General features: G+C 28.6%; 23 protein-coding genes. 12 read left to right on the top strand and 11 right to left on the bottom strand.

Annotated elements, in window-relative coordinates:
• Positions 1-73 precede the first annotated feature (73 nt).
• From ABJG40_RS14140 to mscL, 3 genes are read left to right on the top strand one after another with little or no spacing between them, the layout of a single operon-like run.
• Positions 74-721: a thymidine kinase gene (locus ABJG40_RS14140; protein WP_348025240.1), complete on the top strand. Its 648-nt coding sequence runs from the start codon at positions 74-76 to the stop codon at positions 719-721.
• Positions 722-1,822 (top strand): alanine racemase, encoded by a 1,101-nt coding sequence (gene alr / locus ABJG40_RS14135; protein WP_348025239.1) that lies wholly within the window; start codon positions 722-724, stop codon positions 1,820-1,822. It abuts the gene before it with no gap.
• A gap of 49 nt (positions 1,823-1,871) precedes the next feature.
• The gene (mscL, locus tag ABJG40_RS14130) at positions 1,872-2,282 is read left to right on the top strand and encodes a large conductance mechanosensitive channel protein MscL (RefSeq protein WP_348025238.1); all 411 of its coding nucleotides are present in this window, start codon (positions 1,872-1,874) and stop codon (positions 2,280-2,282) included.
• A gap of 75 nt (positions 2,283-2,357) precedes the next feature.
• Here the strand turns inward: mscL and truB are convergent, their stop codons facing one another.
• The 7 genes from truB to ABJG40_RS14095 form a co-directional block, all read right to left on the bottom strand.
• Positions 2,358-3,056 (bottom strand): tRNA pseudouridine(55) synthase TruB, encoded by a 699-nt coding sequence (gene truB / locus ABJG40_RS14125; RefSeq protein WP_348025237.1) that lies wholly within the window; start codon positions 3,054-3,056, stop codon positions 2,358-2,360.
• A gap of 24 nt (positions 3,057-3,080) precedes the next feature.
• Complete coding sequence (locus ABJG40_RS14120; RefSeq protein ID WP_348025236.1) at positions 3,081-3,875, bottom strand: undecaprenyl-diphosphate phosphatase; 795 nt, start codon at positions 3,873-3,875, stop codon at positions 3,081-3,083.
• A gap of 2 nt (positions 3,876-3,877) precedes the next feature.
• A complete protein-coding gene (locus ABJG40_RS14115) occupies positions 3,878-4,120 on the bottom strand; it encodes a DUF3098 domain-containing protein (protein WP_348025235.1) in 243 nt (80 codons plus the stop codon).
• A gap of 4 nt (positions 4,121-4,124) precedes the next feature.
• A complete protein-coding gene (locus ABJG40_RS14110; RefSeq protein ID WP_348025234.1) occupies positions 4,125-5,003 on the bottom strand; it encodes a permease-like cell division protein FtsX in 879 nt (292 codons plus the stop codon).
• 74 nt (positions 5,004-5,077) lie between these two features.
• Positions 5,078-5,479 carry a methylmalonyl-CoA epimerase gene (mce, locus tag ABJG40_RS14105; protein WP_348025233.1) on the bottom strand — a complete coding sequence of 134 codons (402 nt, stop codon included), beginning with the start codon at positions 5,477-5,479 and terminating at the stop codon, positions 5,078-5,080.
• Positions 5,480-5,547: 68 nt separating this feature from the next.
• Positions 5,548-6,987 (bottom strand): DUF5689 domain-containing protein, encoded by a 1,440-nt coding sequence (locus ABJG40_RS14100; RefSeq protein ID WP_348025232.1) that lies wholly within the window; start codon positions 6,985-6,987, stop codon positions 5,548-5,550.
• Between the two features lie 31 nt (positions 6,988-7,018).
• Positions 7,019-9,826 carry a carboxypeptidase-like regulatory domain-containing protein gene (locus tag ABJG40_RS14095; protein WP_348025231.1) on the bottom strand — a complete coding sequence of 936 codons (2,808 nt, stop codon included), beginning with the start codon at positions 9,824-9,826 and terminating at the stop codon, positions 7,019-7,021.
• 144 nt (positions 9,827-9,970) lie between these two features.
• Here ABJG40_RS14095 and ABJG40_RS14090 point away from each other — a divergent pair, with 144 nt between their 5' ends.
• Entirely contained in the window at positions 9,971-11,026 is a 1,056-nt protein-coding gene (locus ABJG40_RS14090; protein WP_348025230.1) for an endonuclease/exonuclease/phosphatase family protein, read from the top strand.
• A 69-nt stretch (positions 11,027-11,095) separates the two neighbouring features.
• On the opposite strand, the gene ABJG40_RS14085 is transcribed toward ABJG40_RS14090, so the two are convergent.
• On the bottom strand, positions 11,096-12,628 hold the full coding sequence (locus tag ABJG40_RS14085) for a ribonuclease E/G (protein WP_348025229.1): 1,533 nt from the start codon (positions 12,626-12,628) through the stop codon (positions 11,096-11,098).
• A gap of 291 nt (positions 12,629-12,919) precedes the next feature.
• Positions 12,920-13,210: an HU family DNA-binding protein gene (locus ABJG40_RS14080; protein ID WP_348025228.1), complete on the bottom strand. Its 291-nt coding sequence runs from the start codon at positions 13,208-13,210 to the stop codon at positions 12,920-12,922.
• A 141-nt stretch (positions 13,211-13,351) separates the two neighbouring features.
• Here ABJG40_RS14080 and mutY point away from each other — a divergent pair, with 141 nt between their 5' ends.
• The 6 genes from mutY (at position 13,352) to ABJG40_RS14050 (ending at position 19,470) form a co-directional block, all read left to right on the top strand.
• Positions 13,352-14,395 (top strand): A/G-specific adenine glycosylase, encoded by a 1,044-nt coding sequence (mutY, locus tag ABJG40_RS14075; RefSeq protein WP_348025227.1) that lies wholly within the window; start codon positions 13,352-13,354, stop codon positions 14,393-14,395.
• A gap of 38 nt (positions 14,396-14,433) precedes the next feature.
• A complete protein-coding gene (gene ssb / locus ABJG40_RS14070) occupies positions 14,434-14,868 on the top strand; it encodes a single-stranded DNA-binding protein (protein ID WP_348025226.1) in 435 nt (144 codons plus the stop codon).
• Positions 14,869-14,887: 19 nt separating this feature from the next.
• Complete coding sequence (gldE, locus tag ABJG40_RS14065) at positions 14,888-16,216, top strand: gliding motility-associated protein GldE (protein WP_348025225.1); 1,329 nt, start codon at positions 14,888-14,890, stop codon at positions 16,214-16,216.
• Positions 16,209-16,760 (top strand): gliding motility lipoprotein GldD, encoded by a 552-nt coding sequence (gene gldD / locus ABJG40_RS14060; RefSeq protein WP_348025224.1) that lies wholly within the window; start codon positions 16,209-16,211, stop codon positions 16,758-16,760. The genes gldE and gldD overlap by 8 nt, the downstream gene beginning before the upstream one ends.
• A gap of 116 nt (positions 16,761-16,876) precedes the next feature.
• Positions 16,877-18,478 carry a hypothetical protein gene (locus ABJG40_RS14055; RefSeq protein ID WP_348025223.1) on the top strand — a complete coding sequence of 534 codons (1,602 nt, stop codon included), beginning with the start codon at positions 16,877-16,879 and terminating at the stop codon, positions 18,476-18,478.
• A gap of 125 nt (positions 18,479-18,603) precedes the next feature.
• A complete protein-coding gene (locus ABJG40_RS14050) occupies positions 18,604-19,470 on the top strand; it encodes a DMT family transporter (protein ID WP_348025222.1) in 867 nt (288 codons plus the stop codon).
• A gap of 89 nt (positions 19,471-19,559) precedes the next feature.
• On the opposite strand, the gene ABJG40_RS14045 is transcribed toward ABJG40_RS14050, so the two are convergent.
• Positions 19,560-20,618: a hypothetical protein gene (locus ABJG40_RS14045; RefSeq protein ID WP_348025221.1), complete on the bottom strand. Its 1,059-nt coding sequence runs from the start codon at positions 20,616-20,618 to the stop codon at positions 19,560-19,562.
• Between the two features lie 42 nt (positions 20,619-20,660).
• A complete protein-coding gene (gene dprA / locus ABJG40_RS14040; protein WP_348025220.1) occupies positions 20,661-21,761 on the bottom strand; it encodes a DNA-processing protein DprA in 1,101 nt (366 codons plus the stop codon).
• A 96-nt stretch (positions 21,762-21,857) separates the two neighbouring features.
• Here dprA and ABJG40_RS14035 point away from each other — a divergent pair, with 96 nt between their 5' ends.
• The gene (locus ABJG40_RS14035) at positions 21,858-22,769 is read left to right on the top strand and encodes an SPOR domain-containing protein (RefSeq protein WP_348025219.1); all 912 of its coding nucleotides are present in this window, start codon (positions 21,858-21,860) and stop codon (positions 22,767-22,769) included.
• Between the two features lie 77 nt (positions 22,770-22,846).
• The gene (locus ABJG40_RS14030) at positions 22,847-23,356 is read left to right on the top strand and encodes an acyl-CoA thioesterase (protein ID WP_348025218.1); all 510 of its coding nucleotides are present in this window, start codon (positions 22,847-22,849) and stop codon (positions 23,354-23,356) included.
• The last annotated feature ends 133 nt before the right edge of the window (positions 23,357-23,489 follow it).

The raw sequence follows: 23,489 nt of genomic DNA, 5'->3' as shown, positions 1-23,489 counted from the left end.
TCGTAAAAATTATTAAATTTGTTGAAAGTCAAAGTAACATCAAAACTAATATTTTAATGCCTAAAATTACAAAATGTTTCTCGAAAATACAGTAAATCATACAGAACAATTTGGTTGGATAGAAGTTATTTGTGGCTCTATGTTTTCTGGTAAGACAGAAGAATTAATTAGAAGATTAAAACGTGCACAATTTGCAAAACAGCGTGTAGAAATTTTTAAACCTGCTGTAGATGTACGTTATGACGAAGAAGAAGTTGTTTCTCATAATGACAATAGAATTCGATCAACACCTGTACCTGTGGCTTCAAATATTCGTTTGTTGGCTACTGATGTAGATGTTGTTGGTATTGATGAAGCTCAGTTTTTTGATGATGAAATTGTTGCAGTTTGTAACGATTTAGCAAATAGAGGTATTAGAGTAGTTGTTGCTGGTTTAGATATGGATTTTAAAGGAAATCCTTTTGGGCCTATGCCTGCTTTAATGGCAACTGCAGAATATGTAACTAAAGTACATGCTGTTTGTACACATACAGGTAATTTGGCTCATTATAGCTTTAGAAAAGCACAAAATGATGATTTAGTTATGCTTGGTGAAACACAAGAATATGAACCTTTAAGTAGAGCTGCATATTACAAAGCATTAAGAAATCAGCAAGAAGAAATTACTTCAACAAAAAATATAGAATCTAATTTAAATGATTCTGAAACAAGTTCTTCATAAATGAATAATCATGTAACGGTTTTAGAAATAGATAGCAATGCATTATTGCATAATCTTAATTATTTTAAACAAAAACTACAACCAAAAACAAAAATTTTAGCTGTTGTTAAAGCTTTTGGATATGGAAGTGATGCTGAACAAATTGCTAGATTTCTAGAAGAAAAAGTAGATTATTTTGCTGTAGCTTATACTAACGAAGGAATTGCCTTAAGAGCGGCAAATATAAAAACACCTATTTTAGTTTTACACCCTCAAATACAAAATTTACAAGCTATTATTGATTATAGACTAGAACCTAATTTATACAATTTTAAAATTTTTAATGCTTTTTTAAAATTGGCAGATGAAGTACCGTTAATGAATTACCCTATTCATATAAAATTTAATACAGGATTAAATAGACTTGGTTTTTGGCATACAGATATTCCTAAAATAATTACCAGCTTAAAAGAAACTACACATGTAAAAGCAGCTTCTATTTTTTCTCATTTAGCTGCAAGTGAAGATTTAGAAGAACAAGATTTTACTATTAATCAAATTAACAATTTCGCATATATTGCGCAACAATTTTACAAACATTTAGGTTATGAACCTATGTTACATATTTTAAACACTTCTGGTGTTGTTAATTTTCCAAAAGCACAGTTTGATATGGTAAGAATTGGAATTGGTCTCTATGGTTTTGGGAATGATGAAAAAGAAACAATTCAACTTAAAAATACGCATAATTTAAAATCTATTATTTCTCAAATTCATATCGTAGAACCAGGAGAAACAGTTGGTTATAATAGAGCTTTTGTAGCTAAAAGACAAACAAAAACAGCTACAATACCTGTAGGGCATGCAGATGGTATTTCAAGAAAATTAGGAAATAAAAAAGGTTTTGTAATTATAAATAATCAAAAAGCACCAATTGTTGGTAATGTTTGTATGGATATGATTATGGTAAATGTTTCTAAGATTAATTGCAAAGAAGGAGATGAAGTAGTTGTATTTAATAGTCACGAAATGATACAAAACATTGCAGATGTTTCAGAAACAATTCCATATGAAATACTTACCGCTATTTCTCATCGTGTTAAGAAAGTGTTAAAAGTATAGTTTTTTTTAGTACTTTAGCATTCTAATAATTAATTAAAAATCAAATAAAATGTTAAAAGAATTTAAAGAATTTATTACAGGTGGTAATGTAATTGAATTTGCAGTTGCTGTAATTATGGCTGGTGCAATTGGTGCAGTTGTAAAAGGTTTTGTAAGTAATATTGTTATGCCAGTTGTAGGTTTATTTACAGGAGGTGTAAGTTTAGCTGATCAAAAATATGTTTTATCTGAAGCTATTTTAGACGCAGCAGGTAAAGTAACTACACCAGAAAATGCAATTACATATGGTGCTTGGATTGATACGATTATCAACTTAATTATTGTTGGTTTTGTAATGTTTATGATTGTAAAAGCATACAACAAAACTAAAAAGAAAGAAGAACCTAAACCAGAAGCTCCAAAAGGACCTAGTCAAGAAGATTTATTAGGAGAAATTAGAGATTTATTAGCTAAGAAATAATTATCTACTTTTCTTTATAAAGTATAAACCCAAGCAAATTGCTTGGGTTTTTTTATTTAAAAATGAAGTTAAATTTTAAGATTCTGTTGATTTTAATTTTTGAATAAATTCTTCTACAGAAACTGCATTTTCAACAGAAAAATCTCCAATTTTAGTTCTTCTTAAAGCTGATAAATGAGCACCAGAATTAAGTGCTAAACCAAAATCGTAAGCTAAAGAACGTATGTAAGTTCCTTTACTACATACAACTCTAAATGCTACTTCTGGTAAATTAATTTTAGTAATTTCAAATTCTGAAATAGTTACATTTCTTTCTTTTATTTCAGTAGTTTCTCCTTTTCTGGCTAACTCATATAAACGTTTACCATCTTTTTTGATTGCTGAAAAAATAGGTGGTTTTTGCTGTATTTCTTCTAAAAACTGTTTTGTAGTTTCATATAGCAAATTTTCTGTTATATGATCTGTAGGGTATGTTTTATCTACCTCTGTTTCTAAATCGTAGCTAGGTGTTGTTGCTCCAATTGTAAAAGTGCCTGTATACTCTTTTACTTGCCCTTGGTATACATTTATCTCTTTAGTTTGTTTGCCAGTACAAATAATTAACAAACCTGTGGCTAAAGGATCTAAAGTACCAGCATGACCCACTTTAATTTTCTTAATATTAAAACGTTGTCTAATTTCCCATCTAAGTTTGTTAACCACCTGAAAAGAAGTCCAATTTAGTGGTTTATCTATCAATAAAACCTGACCGTTTTTAAAATCTTCTTCTGTCATTATTTTCGCTGAATCTATTCAGTATTAATTAAAAACGACATAACCAATTGCAACAAAACCAACAATGGCACAATATAAAGAGAAGTAAGACAATTTACTTTTTTTAACTAAAGCAATCATCCATTTACAAGCTAATAAACCAGCTACAAATGCAGCTATAAAACCTGCAGAAATAGGTATAATTTCTGATGAATGAAAACTAATATCACCTCCTAATAAATCTTTTCCAATTTTTCCAAAAATTAAAGGAACTACCATTAAAAAAGAAAACTTTGCAGCTCTTGTTCTATCTATTCCTAATAAAACTGACGTAGAAATTGTTGCTCCAGACCTAGAAATACCTGGCAACATTGCAATTGCTTGAGAAATTCCGATAATAACTGAATTTGAGAAAGAAACTTCTTTATTGGTATTTTTTGCTTTATCTGCTAGTAATAAAAGCACCGCAGTTACTAATAACATAACACCTACTAATAATATTTTTCCTCCAAAAAAAGATTCTAATTGCTCTTCAAAAAGCAAACCAACAACAACTGCTGGTAACATAGAAATAATTATTTTTAATGAAAACTTAAATTCATCATTCCATTTAAACTGAAATAAACCTTTAAAAATTTCGGCTACTTCTTTTCTAAAAATCACTAAAGTACTTAATGCAGTTGCAAAATGTAAAACTACCGTAAAAGTTAAGCTTTCTTCTGGCACAGAAGTATCTCCTAAAATTGCTTTTACTAATTCTAAATGTCCACTTGAAGAAACAGGTAAAAACTCTGTTAAACCTTGCACAATTCCTAATACTATTGCTTCTAAAACGTCCATTATTATTTTTTAGGGTTTGCTAAAATAGCGTAAATTTCTACTCCTAAACCAATAATTACTAAAGTTGGAGCTAAACGAATTCGTTGCCAATTATATATTTCTTCATTAAAAACTTCTGGGTTATCACTTCCACCTCCTGCCATAAAAATAAAGCCAAGAGATATAAAAATGATTCCAATTACCATAATGATGTAATTTCTTTTCCCAAATAAAAAGGCTGGCTTTTGTATATTTTCGTTTTCCATATTTTTAATAATAAAGTTCGTCTGTTTGTAGATTTAAGAAACGTTGTGTTGCAAAAAATGTACTTATTAAAGTAATTAAAAAAGCAGAAACTAAAACCCCACCTACTAAATACCCCATAGTTACATAATCTTTTAGCAAACCTAAACTTGGTGCATATTTATCAATATAAAAAATGATAATACCTAAGCCAATGATAGCTATTAATGCTCCAAGAGTTCCTAATTTTATACTTTGCCAAATAAATGGTTTTCTAATAAAACCCTTTGTTGCTCCAACCATTTGCATGGTTTTAATATTAAAACGTTTAGAATAAATAGATAATCGTATTGAGCTATTAATTAAAATCATTGCAACTAAACCAAAAAAACCACTAATTACTAACAACCAAAAACTGATTCTTTTAATATTTTTAGTTAATAAATTTATTAGAGGTTTATCATAAGAAACATCAGTTATAAAAGCATTTTTTAAAAAATGTTCTTCTAATTGCTGCATTTTTTCTGGAGTAACAAAATCTGCTTTTAAATAAACATCTATTGCATTTTTTAATGGATTCTTACCTAAAAACGTTAAAAAATCTTCGCCAATTTCTTTACTATAAATTTTGGCTGCTTTTTCTTTACTAGTATAAATTATTCTTTTTGTGAATTCTTCTTTTTGCAAAGAAGCTTTTAAATCGTTTCTATTTTTAGTCGAAACATGATCTTTTAAGAATAATGTAATAGCTACTTTTTCTTTAACACGATTTGCAACTGAAGTAGATTTTAATAAAACTAATCCTAAAATACCGACCATAAAAAGCACTAAAGCAATGCTTATTACTACAGAAAAGTAAGAAGATTGCAGCCTTCGTTTTTGATAAGAATCAAATTTTGCAGACATTTTTATAAGATAGTTTTAAGCTGGCAAGATAATAATTAGTAATCAGTTGACAGTAAGAGTTGGCAGTAATTTAACTATTCTATTTCTTGGCACAGTTCTATAAGAACTCCATTTGTAGATTTTGGATGTAAAAAAACAACTAATTTATTGTCTGCTCCTTTTTTTGGTGTTTCATTTAAAACTTTAAATCCCTCTTTTTGAAGTCTTATAACTTCTGATTTTATGTCTGAAACTGCAAATGCGATATGATGAATTCCTTCTCCTCTTTTCTCTATAAATTTACTTATTGGGCTTTCTGGAGTTGTGCCTTCTAGCAATTCTACTTTATTTGGACCTGTTTTAAAAAAAGAAGTTTTAACACCTTCAGAGACAACCTCTTCCATTTTATAATGAGGCTCACCAAATAATGAAGCAAATAACTCATTAGATTTTTCTAAATCTTTTACTGCTATACCAATATGCTCTATTTTTTCCATAGAGTAAAAATAAAAAAAACCAGTAAAGAATTAACTTTACTGGCTTAAAATATAAATTTATTACTTAATTAGTTTCCTGTAACTTTTACGTTATCAACTTGAAAAGTAGTTGTTACACCTCCATCTGCTCCATCATATTTAAAAGCAACATGTACATCACCAGATAAACAAGAAATATTTATTGATCCTGAGCTAGAAAAAGAATTATATCCAGAAGAAGGTCCTTCTGATAAAGCTGCATCTACTTTTAACCAAGTTGCAGTTGATACATCTCCTGTAAAATCTGAAGATATATATACAGATAATGCTTTACCATTATCATAACCTGTGTTTGTTTCGAATGTTAGCTCTTCACCAGTTGTAGCATCTAAATTAATTGCTGGAGAAACTAACCATGCTTCTAATGGAGATTCTCCACTTCTGTATGCAGAAACTTGAACGTAACTATTACCACTAAAATTTGTAGGAGCAAATAAAGTTGTACCTCCATTTGCATTAACGCTTGTCCACCCAGCAGCTGTAAGAGCTGCTGCAGTTGTTAAAGATTCGAAATCTTCATCTAAAACAACAACACTTCCTCCTACTGACCCTGTACATTCTAATACTGGAGGGTCACATCTGTCAGCATCTGTAAAAGCTAAATCTGAAGGTGTATTTGCGATAGCTACTAAAAACTCAGAAGCATAATCTTTAGAAAGAACTGCTGTAAAAGTTCCTCTTCCTTGAGGAACAAGGTTAGATTTAAAACTTGCAAAAGTACTTGTTTGTAATAGAATTGTTTTTTCAGTTTCACATTCAAAAATAGTTCTAAAACCATCATATTCATCAGAAGCTTCACCTGCAAATGTTTTTGTTAAATCTGACTTTAACATTTGAGCTGAAGGTAATTGAATTAATGTATTAATATGTGCTTCTGTAATATCTGCTAAATTAATAGATGTTGGCACTATATCTGCAACTGTTGCAGACCTAAAAATATGATCTTTAACAGAAGTTGAAGGAATATCATCTACTTGGTCTCCGTCTAAAGCACCTAATACATATTTACCAACAATTCCGTTTGTAGGATTAATCCAACTTGCACTTTCACCATCATCATAAGAAACCGATAATCCATCTAATTTAATATAGATTTTTCTACCAACTTCATAAGTTTCTCCTAAAGATGTTTTATTTAAAACAACCTCTATACCAGCAGTTGGATTTTCTATTTTATCTTGAACTATTATTTTTTTATAAAAATTCCCTGTAGCATCTGTAGAAACTACATAACCTTCTACATAAGTAGGGTTATCTGGATTGTCATAAAAACTGTAAACTACATCTCCATTAGAATTGTATTCTTGTTGCAAAGCTGTTTGAATAGCTAATATTGTTGAGTTTGGTGTAATGTTAGGTTCTTCTACTGTAACATTAGGTACTGTAAAACTACCATCATCTACACAAGATGTTATTGCGAAGGCTATCATTAAAAATGATAAAAAGCCATAAATTTTATTTGTTTTCATAATTTGATCTATTAATGAGTTTTTCAATTTTTTAGAATCTGTAATTTAAATTTAAGAAATAATTTGTTCCTCTACCAAACCAATATTTGTTTCCGAATACTGGAGTATCTAGTTCTTTATCTTCTTTTAACTGTCTGTAATTTGCATTTCTACCTTGTTCAAATCCACCAGATTTGTATTCGGTATTAAAAAGATTTCCAATACTTGCAAATACACTAATATATTGATTTCCAATTTTCCAAGATTTACCACCAATCATATTTACAACCATATAATTATCAAATTTTTCTTGTTGTAATAATTCTCTTGCAATATCTACATCATAATCGTTAAATGGAACTCCACCATCATCTGCAAAATTAGAAGTTCTTGTTAGAGGAGCAATGTCTACATAAACATTATCGAAAAAATTAGCAGTTGCACCAACAAACCAATAATCAGGATCTCTATACTCGAAACCAACAGAATAAGCTGTTTGTGGTCCTGCAGCTAATTTGTAATTTTTAAGATTTGCTTCTCCAAAATCTTTACGTCCATTAACAAAACCTGCGTCTTGAGAACGAGTATTGTTTTCTGTTGTTAAGTATAAATTTGGATTATTGTCATAAGTATATTGACCAACATTTGCAGCACCTTTTAATTTAATAGTTGGTGTTACTTGTGCTTCTATACCAAATTCTGCTCCAAAATGTTTTTTATCAATTCCTGATAAAATTTCTTGTACAAATGCTGTGTTATCTCCTCCAATTCCATCAGCAAAGAAAAAAGAAATTTCTGTAGCATCTTGCACCATTGTATAATAACCAGATAATTTGGCTTGTACTATTGGGCTTCTAAAAATATAGCTTGCATCTGCAGATAAAACTTTTTCACTTGTTAAATTATCTACAGTACTATTGTTTTCTCTTGAATTAGAAAATGAGTTTCTTAAATTAGGAGCTTTTGTTAAATAACCTGCATTAAAATCAAATAAATGACGACCAGATAATTTATAAGTTGCTCCTGCTTTTGCTCCGTAATTTGTAAAAGATAATTCTTCTGATTTACCTAAAGAGTTATTAGCAAAACCTCCGTTTTGAAATAATCCTTCTCTTTGGTGAGAAGTTGTTGATACACTTGCTGCAACAAAAAAGTCTACTTTATTATATTTAAACTGACTTTGAACAAAACCATCTACAACATTAGAATATAAATTAAAGTTGTATTTAAATTTTTCTCCAACACCAACTACATTCAAAGGGTTTAATAAATCATTTTGTTTTTCATCAAATGAATCTGCAAAAGAATCTGCATCTAAATAACCTGTTCCTCCTAATAAATCTATAACCTCAGCAAAATTTCTAGATTTTAATCTTGTATACTGAACTCTTGCATTTAAAGTTATGTTTTCTGATATCTCTTTATCTAAAATACTATTTACAGTAAATTGAGTATCATCATTTCTATCTTCATATAATACATAAGATGAATTACCTTGATTATATGGATTTAAATTAGCGTTATATAAACTATTCCAATCTAACTGACCATCATTTACAAAGTTTTGATGAATACCATAAATATTAGAATATCCTTGTCTTAAACCATAACTAGGTAATTTTTGATAATATGTAGGATCTGGGTTTGAAGCTCCTAAATTTACGATATAAGGATTTCCATTTCCATCTACTGCAGTTCCATCTACTCTAGTTCCGTTATTATCAATTCTACTGTTTCCTGTTTTACCAAATTGGTAAGAAACATTTGTATTAATAGATGTGTTTTCATCTAAATCCCAATAATGATTTAACATTAATATCGGCTCTGAAACTTCTTTTATTCGAGAGTTTCTAATTTTCCCATCTTGGTACCCCCAATAAGAATTATATTTAATTCCTTTTAAATCAAAAACTTCTTGAGTTTGTGGTGCAGATTTACCTCTTCTATTAAATGCAGTAATAGAAGTAAAATTTAAACTATGCTTATCATTAAATTTCTTTTCTAAAGAAAGAAACATAGAATTAGCATTATACATTGTACCATCTACATACCCCTCATTACCTGCTCTTCTACTTGCCGCAACTGTATATGCCCAACCTTTTTCTGACAAACCAGAAGAATGAGTAACCATAGCTCTATGTGCATAACTTCTGTTTGAAGATGCATAAGAAATACGAGTACCTGCTCTTTGTTTTGATGCTCTAACATTAATATTTGTAGAACCTAAAATACCGCCAAAAGTATATGCAGAAGCAGTTAAACCTGTACTAAATTCTTGATTTCTTAAAACATCATTTAAACCTCCCCAATTACTCCATTGTGGTCTACCACTATAAAGCTTGTTCATATCTAAACCATTAATAAGAAGCTTTCCGTTTTCAGAATCTAAACCTCTAATTCTAAAAAATGAAGAACTAAATTCATAAGCAGCAGTTCTTAAATAGATATCTCTAGAAGCTTGTAATAACCCAGAAATATTATCAGCAGCACTTGCATCATCATTTAACTCATCGTCTGTAATTGTTACAGTACTTATATCTTGATCTTCAGATATATCTTCATATAACAATATAGTCCCTAGATCAATAGTTTTACCAGAAAGTTCTACCGGGAAATTTTGAGTTTCATAACCCTCTAATTTAATCTCTAATATATAAGTTCCGTTTGATAAATTTTTAAGAACAAAAACTCCATCAAGCCCTGTGACTTGATTTATTTTTGTGCTTTTTACGCTCACCAAAACATTAGGTAGCGTTTTTTCGGAATTGCCATCTGAAACAACTCCTTTAACAATATTTTGTGCTTGTATTCCTGTAACCAAGAATAATAGCAAAAATACTGAAGCAACAATTTTTCTCATAAATGTTTGTTTGATTTTTTAATATTTTTTTTACTAAATAGTCAACAAATTTAACGCTTTTTAACAAATCTAAATGTTAAAATAACATTATATAATTTTTAGCTTAACTTTTGTTTTATATGTTTGTATTGTAAAACACAAAAGATGAAAAAAAAATTAACTTTAGTATTTATTTTTTTACTAACCTCTATGTTAGTATTCTCTCAAAAAAAGAGTAAAAAATATAATATTAGAACTATTGCTTTTTATAATGTAGAAAACCTTTTTGACACCATTAATGATGTTACTAAGAATGATGAAGCAAGTCCGATGATGGAATTAAAATCTAACCGATCTAAAGTTTATTGGGATAAAATTGACAAATTAGGAAGTACTATAGCTCAAATTGGATCTGAAAAGACTAAAACAAGTCCTGCAATTATTGGCGTTTCTGAAGTTGAAAACTTAAGTGTATTAGAAGATCTCGTAAAATCTAAACACTTAATTAAGAAAAACTATGGCATTATACATTATGATTCTCCTGACAAAAGAGGAATTGATGTAGCTTTATTATACCAAAAAAGATATTTTAAACCGATACATCACGAATCTTTTAATCCTAATATCTATAGAGATGGTTATAAAGTATACACAAGAGATCAACTCTTAGTCTCTGGTTATTTAGATGACGAATTAATACATTTAATTGTAAATCACTGGCCTTCTAGAAGTGGTGGTGAAGCAAAAAGTAGACCTTTACGTGAAAAAGCTGCCTATCAAAACACAAAAATCATAGCACAAATTAGAGAAAAAGACCCTGATGCTAAAATTTTAACTATGGGAGATTTTAATGATGACCCTATAAACTCTAGCTTTAAAAAGGTTCTAAAAACCAAATCTAAAAAGAAAAATGTTGGTGAATTAGATATTTACAATCCTTATGAAGATTTACACAGAAGAGGTTTTAACACTTTAGCATATAGAGATAATTTAAACTTATTTGATATGATTTTGATTTCTTCTCCATTATTAGATAAAGGAAAAAAAGATTTTTCTACCTACAAAATGTATCAAGCTAAAATATTTAACAAACGTTTTTTAAGTGGTAAAAAAGGACAATATAAAGGATATCCTTTTAGAAGTTTTTCAAACGGAGGTTATACTGGTGGATATTCAGATCACTTTCCAGTATATATGTATTTAATTAAAGAACAGAAATAATTATTTAAAATACAAAACCCCGCAACTTTTAGTTGCGGGGTTTTTTGATAATAAATTATTGCCTTTATATTATTTAGTCTTTACAGACTTAAATCTATAATATAAGTATGTGTAAGCGTCACGAGGTATAATTGTAATCCACTTTTTGTGTTTTAAATACCATTTAAAACGTATAGAATTCACTCCTTTTGTTAGATAAGCAGCAATAAAAGGGTGTACATGTAATTGTACTTTTTTAGTATTAGAGTTTGACATATATTTCTCTAAATCTGCTTCAATTTTGTCTAACAAAACAATTGGGGCTTCTACCTCTCCATTTTTATTTGGGTTGGCTTCGGTAGTTTTTATACTTAACTCTGGTCTTACCCTTTGTCTTGTAATTTGTACCAATCCAAATTTACTTGGAGGTAATATTTTATGCTTTGTTCTATCTAAAGCCATTTGCTCTTTCAAATGCTGATATAGTTTATTTCTATTTTCAGCTTTGTGCATATCAATAAAATCTACAACTATAATTCCTCCCATATCACGTAATTGTAATTGACGTGCTATTTCTGTAGCTGAAATTAAATTTACTTCTAATGCTGTATCTTCTTGAGATCCTGCTTTGTTAGAACGGTTACCGCTATTTACATCAATAACGTGTAGAGCTTCTGTGTGTTCTATAACTAAATAGGCACCTTTGCTCATAGAAACTGTTTTGCCAAACGATGTTTTAATTTGTCTTTCTATTCCATATTTTTCAAAAATAGGAGTTTCAGATCTGTGAAGTTTTACAATTTTTTCCTTTTCAGGATATATTTCTTGTAAATACTCTTTAATTTCAACCTTTAAAGTCTCATCATTTGTTACAATACTTGTAAAAGACTCATTCATTACATCTCTTAAAATAGAAGATGCTCTGTTTAATTCGCTCAATATTTTTGCTGGTGTGTTTGTATTTGGTATACTTTTACACATTGTTTTCCAACGATTTAACGAATTTTGTAAATCTTTGTCTAGTTCTGCTACTTTTTTACCTTCGGCAACAGTTCTTAAAATAACACCAAAACCTTTTGGTTTAATGCTTTTTGCTAATCTTTTTAAACGTTCTTTTTCTTTTGGGTCTGCTATTTTTTGAGAAACAGAAACTCGATTAGAGAAAGGAACTAAAACCAAATACCTACCTGCTATAGACAACTCAGAACTTAATCTTGGTCCTTTTGTAGAAATTGGTTCTTTTACTATTTGTACTAATAGGTTTTGCCCTGTTTTTAGTACATTGTTAATACTACCGTCTTTGTTAATGTCTTCTTCCTTACGGAAGTTTTTTAAAGTGAATTCTTTATACTTACCTGTGCTTACTTTCTTAATGAATGCATTTAATGAGTTTACTTGCGCACCTAAATCATGATAATGTAAAAACCCATCTTTTGGGTAACCTACATTTACAAAGGCAGCATTTAAACCAGTTAAAACTTTTCCTATTTTGGCTAAAAAAATATCGCCAACAGAGAATTTGTTATCACTAGTTTCATTATTTAATTCAATAAGTTTTCCATCTCTTAATAAGGCAAAATCAATATCAGATGAATTTGAACGAATTATTAATTCTGTTTTCATACTGAAATGGTTTTAACACTACACATAATTGTGTAGATGGATTAATATTGTCAGGTATTTGTAATACCGTACGAGGTTAGTTTAACCTCTTATGTCAATGAACTTTTTGTTTTTTACGCTAAACAATAAACGAAAAAGTAAGCGAATGCTTACTTTTTCTTATGTCTATTTGCTCTAGCTCTTTTCTTTCTTTTGTGTGTAGAGATCTTAGCTCTCTTTCTTTTTTTACCACTTGGCATAATGTTCTGTTGTTTATTAAACCTTATTATTAAGGTTTAGATTAATATTTTATTACTTAACTGTTACTTTACTTTTTACTCCTTCAGTAAAAGTTTTTGCTGGTTTAAAAGCTGGTATATTGTGTGCAGGAATCTTAATAGTAGTATTCTTAGAAATATTTCTACCTGTCTTTTCTGCTCTTGTTTTGATAATAAAACTACCAAAACCTCTTAAATAAACGTTATCTCCATTTTCTAATGCATCCTTCACTTCAGTCATAAATGCTTCAACAGTTGCTAATACATCTGTCTTTTCGATTCCTGATTTATCTGAAATTTTTGATACGATATCTGCTTTCGTCATGTCTCTATTTTTACTATTTTTTTATTAATTTAATTTCAAAAATGCGGATGCAAATATATGATAATTAATCAATTCCAAAAACAATAACACTTAAATTTATGTGAATTTTATAATGTAATATTGCAAAACTATTTTTTATCGATGAAATTTTCTAATACATTAATTTACTGGTATTTACAAAACAACAGAGAATTGCCTTGGCGCAAAAGCAAAAACCCATATTTTATTTGGCTATCAGAAATTATGTTGCAACAAACAAGAGTTGCTCAAGGTTTGTCTTATTATTTAAAATTTACAACCACTTTTCCTACTGTTTTTGATCTCGCAAAAGCAGATGAAAGTACGGTTTTAAAAATGTGGCAAGGTTTAGGTTACTATTCTAGAGCAAGAAATCTTCATTATTCTGCAAAACTCATTGCAAACGAATTAAATGGCGAATTTCCATCAACATATAAAGACATTATAAAGTTAAAAGGAATTGGAGATTATACAGCTTCTGCAATTGCTTCAATTTGCTTTAATGAACCTACAGCTGTTGTAGATGGAAACGTTTACAGAGTACTTTCTCGTTATTTTGGAATAAACACACCTATTAATTCATCTAAAGGAATTAAAGAGTTTAAAACGCTAGCACAATCTTTAATTGACACATTACAACCAGGAACTTTTAATCAGGCAATTATGGATTTTGGTGCATTGCATTGCAAACCACAAAACCCACTATGTGAAACTTGTCCGTTTTCTGATAGTTGCATTGCTTTAGAAAAAAAATTAACTAAAGAGTTACCTGTAAAAGAGAAGAAAATTAAAATTAGAAAACGTTATTTTAATTTTATAGTTATTAAAACTGATAATAATAAAACTATTTTATCAGAAAGAAAAGGAAAAGGCATTTGGCAAGGTTTGTATCAATTTCCATTAATTGAATCTGATAAAACTATTAATAAGGAAGAATTAATTTCATTAGAAGATTTTAACAATCTATTTAAGACAGAAACTACTATTACACTTTTTAATGAAAAAGAAATTGTGCATAAATTATCTCATCAACATTTATATACTCAATTCTGGATTATAGAGCATAAAAACTTAGCAGAAGCAACCATTAATTGGATTGAAATTGAAAAATATCCTGTTCCGATTTTGATTGCAAATTTTTTAGAAGCCTATCTAAACAAGAAGTAATTGATATTTTTAGTACTTTTGACATAGAATTTAAAGCTATGGCAGGTACAATAAACAAAGTAATTTTAATAGGAAATTTAGGTGATGATGTTAAAATGCACTATTTTGACGATCAAAATTGTGTTGGTAGATTTCCTATTGCAACTAGTGAAAGCTATACAAATAGACAAACTGGAGAAAAAGTAACCACAACAGATTGGCATAATCTTGTTGTTAGAAATGGATTAGCAAAGGTTTGTGAAAAATACTTAACTAAGGGAGATAAAGTTTACATTGAAGGGAGATTAAAAAATAGACAATGGGAACAAGATGGTGTAAAACGTTATTCTACAGAAATTCTGGTAAATGAAATGACAATGCTTTCTACCAAAAGAAACCCAGAAAACACCAATAATTCTCAACCCACTCAACAACCTTCTGCACCAACATCAAAAGCTTTAGAAACAGAAGAAGATGATGATTTACCATTTTAATTAACCAAAAATATAGCGTTTGGACCCAGATCCTGAAATTTTGTTTTTACACTTTGCTTCAATAGATTTACTAACCACTTTTAATGGTATTGTATTAATTGCATTACTTATTGGTTCTGCATTAGTTTCTGGAACAGAAGTTGCTTTTTTCTCACTATCTCAAACAGATTTAAACGAACTTTCTAATAACGGAAAAGATGAAAATATTGTGGTTTCTCTATTAGAAAAACCTAGAAAACTACTAGCCACAATACTTATAACTAATAATTTTATAAATATTTTAATTGTATTACTTTTTGCATCATTAGCAGAAAATTTATTTGGTCATTACAACTATCAATTAAACTTATTTTACTTTACAGTTCCTATTCGTTTTTTTATAGAAATAGTTTTAGTTACCTTCTTAATACTCTTATTTGGAGAGGTTTTACCAAAAGTTTACGCTTCTAGAAATGCACTTCGTTTTTCTATTATAATGTCTAAATTTATACATACTGTAAATATACTTTTAACTCCTTTTAGCTTACCCTTAATTACTCTAACTAAATGGATTGAAAAAAAATTAGGAAGTAAAAATAACAACTTTTCTGTAGAAACTTTATCGCAAGCATTAGAGCTAACTTCTGATGGAGCTACCACAAAAGACGAACAAAAAATACTAGAAGGAATTGTAAGTTTTGGTAATACAGAAACTGTACAGATTATGAAACCTCGTATCGATATTTTTGCCATTTCTGATCAAGAAAATTACGATGTTGTTTTGTCTAAGATTTTAAAAAATGGGTATTCTAGAAACCCTATTTATAAAGAAAATATTGACAATATTATTGGTGTTTTATACGCCAAAGATTTATTAGCACATTTAAATAAACCTACTTTTAAATGGCAAAATTTACTTAGAGAACCTTTCTTTGTACCAGAAAACAAAAAATTAGATGATTTGTTGGGTGATTTTAGAGAAAAGAAAAACCACTTAGCAATTGTTGTAGATGAATATGGAGGAACAAGTGGTTTGGTTACTTTAGAAGACGTTATTGAAGAAATTGTTGGTGATATAAATGATGAGTTTGATGATGATGATTTGTCTTATTCTAAAATCGATGCAAATAATTACATTTTTGAAGGAAAAACATCAATTAAAGATTTTTGTAAAGTTTTAGATGACGAAGATGAAGAAATTTTTGAAGAAGAAAAAGGAGAAAGTGAAACTTTAGCAGGTTTTATTCTAGAAATCTCTGGTAAATTCCCCAAAAAAGGTGAGAAAATAAATTTCAAAAATTATACGTTTACTATTGAGGCGTTAGACAAAAAACGCATTAAACAAGTTAAAGCAACAAGAAATGCGTAATATTTTTCTATTAATTTTTATCTTCTCTTTTACATCTTGTAAAGATGATGTTTTACCAAAACCTAAAGCATATTTGGGCTTAACTTATCCTAAAAAATCTTATATAAATCTAAATTTAGAAAGACCTTATTCTTTTGACGTTTTAAAAAACACCACTATTATTGATGAAAGTAATGATTGGTTAAAAATTAAATATCCTAATTTAAAAGCATCTATAGATATTACTTACAGACCTGTAAAAAACAATTTAAAAGAGCTTTTAACAGAAGCAGAAAAATTAGTTTTTAAACACACTGTTAAAGCAGAACAAATTATACCTAAAGACTTTATAAATCCACAAAGAAGAGTTTTTGGAAGCATGTATGAAATTACAGGAAATGCAGCTTCTCAAATTCAGTTTCATATTACAGATAGTACAAAAAATTTCATAAAGGGTTCTTTATATTTTTATGCAAAACCAAACTACGACTCTATTTTACCTGCTGTAGATTATGTTAAAAAAGACATATTACAATTAATAGAAAGTTTAGAATGGAAAAAATAACACACTTTTTCTTTAAGTAAAATTACCTATTTTATAAAACAGAAAATTAAACCCTAAAATCACCTTTTTATTTTTTGTTTCTTGTTGAAAACTAACCCAACAAAATTTTACAAATTATGAAATCAAATAATTTTAGAATATTGATATTCTTATCAATAATTTTCTCTTTATCATCTTGCCTTAAAAAAGAAGCTTCTAAGCTTCAAATTGCTCCAAAATACGTTTTATCAATTACTCAAACTGATAACACAAATGCTCCATCATTACAATCTTTTGCTCATGGATTAAATAATGATGAATGGCTATTATTTGCAGGAAGAACAAATTCATTAGATTCTTTAAATGGAGGTATACATAGGCTTAATGGAAACTATTCAGGTTCTTCTTTTACCCAAGTTTCTTATAATAATGATCTAATCGTATATAATCAAAAAAGTGATTTAATATTAGGTAGTTTGTCTATTGAAAACTTTATAAAAAAAATTGAAGACAAATGTTTATCATTTTCAAAAAAAACACCAGGAATTTTATGTCCTTATTATAATTTACTTAAAGTAGTTAAAAACAACACATCTATATTTAAAAACTCTAACGCTTTAGTAAAACAAGAAGGCAACTATTTATATGTAATAGGTGGTTACGGGCCTGCAGATTTTACTGACCCAAGTAAAGGGTATATTACTTATAATCAAATTGCGAAAATAAATGTTCCAAATTTTATTAAATTGATTAAAGGAAGTACTTTAACAAAAGAAGAATGGTTAGATTTAATTAGTCTTGGTAAAAACGAAAAACTAATTAGTACTGGTGGAGAATTATATATTTTAGATAATATTTTTTATTTAACTGCCGGCCATAACTTTGGAAATAATGCACCTGGTTTTCAAAAATATGTAGATGCAGTTTACCCTTTTACTTTAAAGAACAATTCTAATAATCATAATATTTTAGACATTACTGTAAATTCTCCTATTTCAGATGTTCCATCACCAACAGCAAACGGAACAGATGCTATCTCAATTTTTAGAAGAAGAGATGGCCCAATTACTCCTAACTTATATAAATCTAAAAATACTATTAAACCTGGATTAACACTCTATACAGGTGTTTTTAGACCAGATAGCACGGTTATTAAAGACAAAGACACTATAAATTATCATTTAGCTTGGAATAACGCAATTTATGTTCATCCAAATAAAGAGGTTAATTCTAAAAAATACACATACGACAGAACATATAATCAGAAAAATTACAATGTATATTCTTGCCCAAATATTGTTTTATTCGATTCTAAATCAGAAACATTACATACTTTTTTATTAGGCGGAATTGGAGATGGAAAAAGAGCATCAGTTGGTCATTTATCTGGCTTTACAAATACAGGAGTTCATATAAAAATGAATATAGGTGACGATGTTTTAAAAAGTACTCACAACGTTTTAGATTATAATATTTTTAATAACAACACAGAAAATAATCCTCCATTTTTTGGTGCAGAAGCCATACTTTTCCCAAACAAAAGTTTAACTTTCTCTGAATTTTCAAAAGAAATTATTGATTTAAAATTATCTTTTGAAGGGAAAAACTCTATAGAAGTTGGTTATGTTTTTGGTGGTATTGAAGCATTTCAATCTAACCCTGGTACTTATGGAATAGGAAAATCTAGAGCTTCTAACAAAATTTGGAAAGTAACATTAACTAAACAAATTACAGAGTAAAGTTACTTCAAAAAAAAAGTGGTTTAAAAGAATTCTTTTAAACCACTTTTTTTTTACATATTCCATAAACAAAAAGCTTTTTCTTTCGTCATTTTTTTGCAGTTTTGCTAAGTAAAAAATTATTCATGGAAAATTCGCACATTAAGCACCTTTCTTTTCTACTTTTAGCTACTCTTTTTATTAGTACCTCTGGTGTTTTAGGTAAATATATAGATTTATCACCTGAAGCCATTATTTTTTGTAGAGCTAGTATTGCTGCCGTTTTTATCTTTATGTACTGCAAAATAAAGAAGATAAATTTGAAAGTAAATTACAAAAAAGATGGTTTTTCTTTTTTAGTCAGTGGTTTTTTTATGGCTGCACATTGGGTAACTTATTTTTATGCATTAAAATTATCTAATGTTGCTATTGGTATGCTTTCTATGTACACTTTTCCTGTAATTACTGCTTTATTAGAACCTTTCTTTTCTAAACAAAAGCTAAATTCAATTCATGTGTTTTTAGCTTTCCTTGTGTTATTTGGTGTTTACCTTTTAGTACCCGATTTTTCTTTAGAAAACGACCAATTAAAAGGAATTTTGTTCGGAATTTTTTCTGCACTCTGTTTTTCTCTAAGAAATTTAACCTTAAAGAAACATGTTAAAAATTATAATGGAAGTATGCTAATGATGTATCAAATGGTTATTGTTTCTGTTTTTCTGATACCTGTTTTATTTATTAGTGATTTTTCTAATCTAGAAAGTCAAATACCTTTATTATTATTAATTGCTCTTTTAACCACCGCAATTGGACATACAATGTTTGTTAGTTCTTTAAAACATTTTTCTGTATCTACCTCTAGTATAATTAGTAGTATTCAGCCTATTTTTGGTATTATTATCGCTTATATTTTTGTGAATGAAATACCAAGTTTTAATACTTATATTGGTGGAAGCTTAATTTTGCTAACTGTTATTATTGAAAGTGTAAGAAGTAAAAAAGCTAGCAAATAAGTTTAGCCCTGATTGAACGGTTTGTTTGAGCTCTTTTTGAAGAATGAAAAAAAGCGAGTAGTGAAAGCAGGAAATAGCTTCTAAAAAAACTATTTACTACTAATATCTAAATAGTTACGTTTTACAAAAATTAGGATAGTTTCTAAAACTTCTCCCATATTTTTACACTTCTTAAACTCAACATCGTGTACATAATCTATTAAACCTTTCTTTAAAAGTTCTATGTGATGAGGAAAAGAAATAGAATCTTGTTTCATACATCTTATAATGTGCTGAATTCTATCTGGAGAACTAATCATTCTTTTAGCAATGTAAGAACGTTCTTCTATTTTATACTGCTCTATAGAACTGTTTTGAAGTCTTTTACCTACCATTTGCACCATTTTAAAGTTCTCTTTTAAGAACTGTAAATTGTATACTTTTAAGTTTCCTTCAAAAGATTGTTGATCGAAATCTATGGCTCTAATTTTATAGATAATTTTATCAAAATCGTGTATTGGTGTAATAACATAATTGTAAGAACGCATGTCTCCTAAAAGTCGGATAAAACAACGTTCTTTAAATTTTACAAACTCTTTTGCTATTTGAGATTGTTCTGATTTAGAACAAGTTGGCAATACATTTTCTATAAAATCATCTCCTGGAATTCCAGAAATATGCTCTTCTATTAAAGTATCTTTATATACTAAATAATTGATTGTATATGGAGACAAAATATGTTCTAACTCCAAACCGTAAACACGAGAAGCATCTGCTTGTTTTACATAGAAATAAGTAAAATTATCATTTAAAATATTTCGCACTTTAATTCTAAATGGTTTAGAATTACCAAACGTACAAAAATCGATGGCATCTATATTTAAATACGGAATAGTATTGTCATTACCATCTGAATGCAAAATAGTATATATTTTCTTTAAACTTAAATCTATTTCTGCTCTATCCCACTCAGAGTAATAAGTTCTTACCCAAAGTGTATCTTCATCATTTTTATCATAAACATTTACAGATCCTTGGAAACGAAGTAAATCATTATAAAGAATACTAATTTTTGTACTTCTATTGTGTTTTTTTAAAAAAGCAGCCAATAATTTACTTACCGGAAAAGTTGGTTTTTTTTTAGATATCAGTTTTTGTTTTTCTGCCATTTTATAAGAATATATAGCAAAAATACGGATTAAATTTAGACTCTATGCTATTTCAAACATCTTTCCAGGCAAAGGTTTTGTTACTCCTTTTAATTCCATTTGTAATAAAATTGATGATAATTCATAGACAGGAATATTGCATTCTAAAGAAATAACATCTAACAATTGTTGCCCTTTTTCATGTAATAAATCATAAATTTTCTGTTCATTTTCATTGAGCTCTACAAACAATTGCTTTTGAATTAATTTTGGTTTTTCTTGAACATCCCAATTTAACATTTTTACAAGATCTGATGCAGAATTTAGTAAATGGGCTTTATTATTTTTAATTAAATTATTACAACCTTTACTGTAAACATCTGTAATTCTTCCAGGAACTGCAAAAACATCTCTATCATAAGAATTTGCTATATCTGCAGTTACTAAAGAACCTCCTTTAGATGCAGATTCTATAATAATAGTTGCCTTAGAAATACCTGCAACAATTCTGTTTCGTTTTAAAAAATTTTCTCTTAATGGCGCTTCTTCACTCCAAAATTCAGTTAAAAACCCTCCATTTTTATTTACTTGATGGATATATTTTTTATGTATTTTTGGATAAATTTGCTCAAAACCATGTGCTAAAACTGCTATAGTTTGTAAGTTATTTTCAATAGCAGCTTTGTGCGCACAAATATCAACTCCATATGCAAAACCACTTACAATTATTGGGTTGTATTCTGCAATTTCCTTTACAAATTGATTGCAAAAATCGCGACCATAAGAACTTATATTTCTTGTACCAACAATAGAAATAATTTTCTTATTCGAAAAATCTAAATTTCCGTCTTTAAAAAATAAAATTGGCGAATCTATACAGTGCTGTAAATTTTCTGGATAATGATCATCTAAAAAATAAGAATACTTTATGTTGTTATCTTTTATATATTTTAGCTCTTGCTCTGCCAAATCGATGTTTTTAGTATCAAAAAGATGTTTTAACACATGTTTACCAATTCCATTAATTTTTGATAAAACAGCCGCTTTTTCTTTAAAAACCTGTTCTATATTTCCCACATTTACAATGAGTTTCTTTGCCAAAATAGAGCCAATAGCCTTACATCTTTGCAATCTTAAGACCGCAAGTAGTTTTTCTTCTTTCAATTCAGTAACAATTTGAATACCAATATATAAAATATTTGTTGATAAATATTAGAGAACTTTCTTTAACAAAACCTCAAAATTTATATATTTGTTATAATGACATTAGCTACTTATATAAACGACTTATTATACAGATACGATTGTGTAATTATACCAGATTTTGGAGGATTTGTAACCAATAGAATTGGTGCAAAAGTGAATAAATATACCCATACTTTTTCTGCACCTACAAAACAGGTTACATTTAATAGTTTATTAAAACATAATGATGGTTTATTAGCTAATTATATTGCTTCTTCAGAAAATATTTCTTTTGAGAAAGCTTCTACAGCTATTTCTTTGTCTGTTATAAAATGGCAAAATGAATTACAATCTAAAGCTGTAGAAATAGAAAACCTAGGTGTTTTATCTTTAAATGAAGAAAAACAAATTGTTTTTGAACCAAATACATCAGTTAATTACTTAACAGAATCTTTTGGTTTATCAACCGTAGAATCTGCTGCAATTTCTAGATACAAACAACAGGTAAAACCTTTAGTTACTATTGTTGCAAAAGATGAGAAAAAGAAAGTTCCTGTTTTTATAAAATACGCTGCAACAGCAGCAATTTTATTAACATTAGGTTTTTCTGCAGTTAATGGTTATCAACAAAATCAACAGAAAAAAATACTTGCTAAGCAAGAAAAAGCTATTCAAAAAAAGATACAATCCGCAACATTTGTTATTTCTAATCCTTTACCAACTATCAATTTAAATGTTGCTAAAGAAAAAGAAGTTTCTAAACCTTTTCATATTATTGCTGGCGCTTTTCAATATACAGAAAATGCAGAAAAAAAAGTAAAACAATTAAGAGCTAAAGGTTTTAACGCTAAAATAATTGGCGTTAATAAATGGGGTCTTACACAGGTTTCTTTTAATAGTTATACTAATAGAACTGAAGCTACTAATAATCTTTATACAATTCAAGATACTATTTCTAAAGATGCTTGGTTATTAATAGAGAAGTAATCTAACTCTTTTTTCTTTCTTTTTTTAACATCACTTTTGTTTAAGTGATTGCTATATTTGCATAAAATATTTTTTTTATGGAAGCAAAAACAGCAAAAGAATCTTTAACTGTTCTTACTGATCTAGTATTACCTGGTGAAACAAACTACTTAGACAACCTTTTTGGCGGTGAATTATTAGCAAGAATGGACAGAGCTTGTAGTATTGCTGCGAGAAGACACTCTAGAAGAATTGTAGTTACTGCATCTGTAAATCATGTTGCTTTTAGCAAACCAATTCCTGTAGGAAGTGTTGTAACCTTAGAAGCAAAAGTTTCTAGAGCTTTTAAATCTTCTATGGAAACTTATGTTGATGTTTGGATAGAAGATCGAAAATCTGGTATTAAAACAAAAGTAAATGAAGGTATTTATACTTTTGTTGCGGTTGATAAAATTGGTAAACCTGTTGAAATACCACAAATTATTCCTGAAACGGATTTAGAAAAAGAACGTTTTGAAGCTGCTTTGAGACGCAAACAGTTAAGTTTAGTTTTAGCTGGAAAATTAGACCCTCACAGTGCAACTGCCTTAAAAGCTATATTTAATTAACGTGAGTTCGACTTAAGCAATAGCATTATTAGGTAACATCTTCGGGATTTTTATAGAAGGTTTTTTAGGTAAAAAAGAATATGCAATTAGCCCAGAGATCATATTTGTTATGAAATTATCAAAAGATCTATGT

It is taken from the genome of Polaribacter sp. (assembly GCF_039939415.1).
In the GTDB taxonomy this organism is placed as follows: domain Bacteria; phylum Bacteroidota; class Bacteroidia; order Flavobacteriales; family Flavobacteriaceae; genus Polaribacter.
Note: the sequence above shows the minus strand (reverse complement) of the source record. Positions and strands in the feature narration are given on the sequence as shown.

Coding starts and splice junctions, on each gene's coding strand:
- ABJG40_RS14140 (WP_348025240.1), top strand. CDS start 74: ATGTTTCTCGAAAATACAGTAAATCATACAGAACAATTTGGTTGGATA.
- alr (WP_348025239.1), top strand. CDS start 722: ATGAATAATCATGTAACGGTTTTAGAAATAGATAGCAATGCATTATTG.
- mscL (WP_348025238.1), top strand. CDS start 1,872: ATGTTAAAAGAATTTAAAGAATTTATTACAGGTGGTAATGTAATTGAA.
- truB (WP_348025237.1), bottom strand. CDS start 3,056: ATGACAGAAGAAGATTTTAAAAACGGTCAGGTTTTATTGATAGATAAA.
- ABJG40_RS14120 (WP_348025236.1), bottom strand. CDS start 3,875: ATGGACGTTTTAGAAGCAATAGTATTAGGAATTGTGCAAGGTTTAACA.
- ABJG40_RS14115 (WP_348025235.1), bottom strand. CDS start 4,120: ATGGAAAACGAAAATATACAAAAGCCAGCCTTTTTATTTGGGAAAAGA.
- ABJG40_RS14110 (WP_348025234.1), bottom strand. CDS start 5,003: ATGTCTGCAAAATTTGATTCTTATCAAAAACGAAGGCTGCAATCTTCT.
- mce (WP_348025233.1), bottom strand. CDS start 5,479: ATGGAAAAAATAGAGCATATTGGTATAGCAGTAAAAGATTTAGAAAAA.
- ABJG40_RS14100 (WP_348025232.1), bottom strand. CDS start 6,987: ATGAAAACAAATAAAATTTATGGCTTTTTATCATTTTTAATGATAGCC.
- ABJG40_RS14095 (WP_348025231.1), bottom strand. CDS start 9,826: ATGAGAAAAATTGTTGCTTCAGTATTTTTGCTATTATTCTTGGTTACA.
- ABJG40_RS14090 (WP_348025230.1), top strand. CDS start 9,971: ATGAAAAAAAAATTAACTTTAGTATTTATTTTTTTACTAACCTCTATG.
- ABJG40_RS14085 (WP_348025229.1), bottom strand. CDS start 12,628: ATGAAAACAGAATTAATAATTCGTTCAAATTCATCTGATATTGATTTT.
- ABJG40_RS14080 (WP_348025228.1), bottom strand. CDS start 13,210: ATGACGAAAGCAGATATCGTATCAAAAATTTCAGATAAATCAGGAATC.
- mutY (WP_348025227.1), top strand. CDS start 13,352: ATGAAATTTTCTAATACATTAATTTACTGGTATTTACAAAACAACAGA.
- ssb (WP_348025226.1), top strand. CDS start 14,434: ATGGCAGGTACAATAAACAAAGTAATTTTAATAGGAAATTTAGGTGAT.
- gldD (WP_348025224.1), top strand. CDS start 16,209: ATGCGTAATATTTTTCTATTAATTTTTATCTTCTCTTTTACATCTTGT.
- ABJG40_RS14055 (WP_348025223.1), top strand. CDS start 16,877: ATGAAATCAAATAATTTTAGAATATTGATATTCTTATCAATAATTTTC.
- ABJG40_RS14050 (WP_348025222.1), top strand. CDS start 18,604: ATGGAAAATTCGCACATTAAGCACCTTTCTTTTCTACTTTTAGCTACT.
- ABJG40_RS14045 (WP_348025221.1), bottom strand. CDS start 20,618: ATGGCAGAAAAACAAAAACTGATATCTAAAAAAAAACCAACTTTTCCG.
- ABJG40_RS14035 (WP_348025219.1), top strand. CDS start 21,858: ATGACATTAGCTACTTATATAAACGACTTATTATACAGATACGATTGT.
- ABJG40_RS14030 (WP_348025218.1), top strand. CDS start 22,847: ATGGAAGCAAAAACAGCAAAAGAATCTTTAACTGTTCTTACTGATCTA.